Consider the following 2852-nt stretch of genomic DNA (forward strand, 5'->3'; position numbering starts at 1 on the left):
ATTGGTAATAAAAAAGTTCACCTGCCTTTTCACCATAACTTAAATAATGTCTTGATTACCCCTCAGACAAATAAACTATACCTCTTTAAAACACCTTAGGGGGACTCTTTTTTCACTACTCTCTATCACTTTTAGTTGATCCAAAGCGGACTACCCAAACATTAGAAAAAGCCGTTTGATGGTATTCCTTCAATATAAACTAAGATCAACTAATTAAACCTAATTTGTGAAAAATGCTTGATTACGCTCACTTACAGAATTTAATAGATTATAAGAGATAACCTCCATATATGCCTTACGACTGCAATTATAACCAAAATATCTCATTCTATCGGCAGTAACATTTAAACCATACTTATCACATACATCAACCATGGTTGATGTAAGATCCGTAACTATATAACAAAAAGCTGGAATGTCCTTAGATTCCGGAATTAGTCGTCCATCGGATGTTTTGACTTTACCTTCCCTTATTTCTTTCAAATAATCTAAACATTGATCAATTGGATTTTTATTTTCTTTCATATCATTACGCATGGGGCGTTTAAATTCAATAAGCGTAATAGAAGCAAGAGGAAATTTCACACCATCATTGATAAACAAAGACTTATCGCATCGTTGCAAACATAATACATCCGGTTCTTTGTTCGAATTACTATCCGTTATTGGCATTGACGAAAATGTTTTATCCGACACTAAAAAATTATGGAGCGCAAGCCTTTCATCAATTAACCATAAATTACAATCATCAAAATTAATTTGAACAGCCATGATGGATCCTTTCAGGAAAAAACTCCCTAAATAGGTGATTTTCTTACCACCACTTTTGGGCGCCAAAGTCTTGATTTTGCTTGCCTTAGAGGTGATTTCCTTTAACACGTTTGTAAACGTTATAACTACTTTTGCAACACTATCAAAGAAGCCATTAATAGGTTCAACTTCGTTGTCTTTTTTTGGACATTAATAAGTACCTTACAAGTTAAACGTAACATCCGATTGTTAAGTTATCTGTAAGTAGACTGGGTGAGTAAATTATAACTTCGGACCCCTTACGTTTACGTTACGCGGAATAATTTAACGTAAATTGACGTAGGTTGTAACCCGCATACATCGTTTTTATCATTACTTATACATTTTGTCCTAGTGAGTACAAGGGGAAAGCCGTTTGATTTTATAATTGCTTCTTTTACTGAAGTGTATTACAATGTAATGCAATTCCATTCCATAAAAGGAGTATTCCTTATGCCCAATCAATTGGTTCAAACCCGTATTGATAAAACCATTAAAGAAGCTGCTGCTGCCGTTCTTGCAGCAATGGGGTTAACGGTTTCCGATGCTGTGAGATTAATGTTAACCCGCGTCGCTAAAGAAAAAGCCTTACCGTTTGAACCGTTAGTCCCTAACGAAACAACCATTCAAGCTATGCGCGATGCTCGTGCGGGCAACGTAGAAACTATTACGATAAAAACGTTGCAGGCTGAATTAGATGCGGACGATTAAACAGACGGGACAATTCAAACGCGATTTAAAGCGAGAAAAAAAAGGACGGTATCGAACCGTTTTGCAATCGTCTTTTGCTGCGATGGTAACACATCTTGCCAATGACAAAGATCTTGAGCTTAGACATGTTGACCATGCATTGGCAGGCACGTGGAAAGGCTTTCGTAATTGTCACGTTAAACCCGATTTAATTCTGATATACGAAAAACCGGATCTAGAGACATTAGTTCTTGTCCGCCTTGGATCCCACGCTGAGCTTGAACTTTCTTAACCCTTTTACGTCTCCTTTGTTGTTGTTTGCATAAAGGGTTCGAGCAGTTTGGTGGCGTTGGCCACAAAGCTTACCGCTAGCTGTTCCCCAACTTTGGCCCAATAGTCTTTTTGGTTCTCAGCAATTTCAGGATGAATATCGTTGAATTTCAACACGGCTTCAAAAACGGTGGCCACATTTTTCCAAGTGCCTAGATGTCCGTCTATGAGGATTTTGCTAGAGAGGCTGGTTTCTTGCTTGCCCTTATCAATGACTTTGGCAAAAGAGAGCACTTCAAAGAGAAATTTCTCTTTAAAGTCATCATCATCGGATGAAAGAAACTTTTTATAATTGTGCTCTATAAAATACCCGGTGCACGCTGGGAATTTATTAATGAAAAAAGTGCGTGCTCCATAAGGCGTATTGAGGTTAAGTTCCATAGATTTTTTCCTTTTAAATTAATAAGATCATTAAAGGTTTATTGCATTACATATGTAATTACAGTAGAATGGATATGACGTTTATTGTTGGAAAAGTAGTCATGTCAACCATTCAAATTCGTATAGACGACACACTTAAAAAAGAAGCTTACGAAGTTTTTGATAAACTCGATCTATCTCCATCCGAAGCTTTAAGATCCTTTTTGCGTTACGTAGCGGAACATAAAAAACTCCCTTTTTCAGAGGTTTCCTTTATGGTTTCTGACGAAGAAGATGAGGATTTAGCAGAGCTTGTCCGGGAGCGTTTAAAAAATCCTGCTAAACGGTTTAAGGTCACTATTGATGATCTATGAGCTTCAATTTGATGAAAGAGCGTTAAAAGAGTTCAAAAAACTCGATAAGCCCATTCGAGACCAATTCAAAAAGAAGTTAAAAGAAATCCAAATAAATCCTCACATTGAAACGGCTAGATTAAAAGGGGATTTAAAAGAATGTTACAAAATAAAATTACGATCGTCTGGATTTCGCTTGGTCTACCAAGTTATTGAGAAGGAAATCATTATCGTTGTTATTGCAGTGGGTAAACGTGAGCACGAAATCACTTATAAAACCGCGTATTCACGAAAAAAACATTAACCGAGTTTTTTGACCATGCTTTTGGC

At 36.8% G+C, this 2852-nt stretch carries 6 protein-coding genes; 4 read left to right on the forward strand and 2 right to left on the reverse strand.

Going from position 1 to position 2852, the window contains the following annotated elements:
* Nucleotides 1-219: 219 nt before the first annotated feature.
* The gene (locus AABE15_RS06260; protein ID WP_338330429.1) at nucleotides 220-771 is read right to left on the reverse strand and encodes a hypothetical protein; all 552 of its coding nucleotides are present in this window, start codon (nucleotides 769-771) and stop codon (nucleotides 220-222) included.
* Nucleotides 772-1242: 471 nt separating this feature from the next.
* Here AABE15_RS06260 and AABE15_RS06265 point away from each other — a divergent pair, with 471 nt between their 5' ends.
* The gene (locus tag AABE15_RS06265; protein ID WP_338330430.1) at nucleotides 1243-1500 is read left to right on the forward strand and encodes a type II toxin-antitoxin system RelB/DinJ family antitoxin; all 258 of its coding nucleotides are present in this window, start codon (nucleotides 1243-1245) and stop codon (nucleotides 1498-1500) included.
* A complete protein-coding gene (locus AABE15_RS06270) occupies nucleotides 1487-1771 on the forward strand; it encodes a type II toxin-antitoxin system YafQ family toxin (protein WP_338330431.1) in 285 nt (94 codons plus the stop codon). Before AABE15_RS06265 ends, AABE15_RS06270 begins: the two co-directional genes overlap by 14 nt.
* 5 nt (nucleotides 1772-1776) lie before the next feature.
* Here the strand turns inward: AABE15_RS06270 and AABE15_RS06275 are convergent, their stop codons facing one another.
* Entirely contained in the window at nucleotides 1777-2190 is a 414-nt protein-coding gene (locus AABE15_RS06275) for a hypothetical protein (RefSeq protein ID WP_338330432.1), read from the reverse strand.
* Nucleotides 2191-2291: 101 nt separating this feature from the next.
* Here AABE15_RS06275 and AABE15_RS06280 point away from each other — a divergent pair, with 101 nt between their 5' ends.
* Entirely contained in the window at nucleotides 2292-2543 is a 252-nt protein-coding gene (locus AABE15_RS06280; protein ID WP_338330433.1) for a type II toxin-antitoxin system RelB/DinJ family antitoxin, read from the forward strand.
* Nucleotides 2533-2826, forward strand: coding sequence for a type II toxin-antitoxin system RelE/ParE family toxin (locus tag AABE15_RS06285; protein WP_338330434.1), 294 nt, complete (start codon nucleotides 2533-2535; stop codon nucleotides 2824-2826). The genes AABE15_RS06280 and AABE15_RS06285 overlap by 11 nt, the downstream gene beginning before the upstream one ends.
* Nucleotides 2827-2852 lie beyond the last annotated feature (26 nt).

It is taken from the genome of Commensalibacter sp. Nvir, assembly GCF_963921845.1.
Taxonomy (GTDB): Bacteria; Pseudomonadota; Alphaproteobacteria; order Acetobacterales; family Acetobacteraceae; genus Commensalibacter.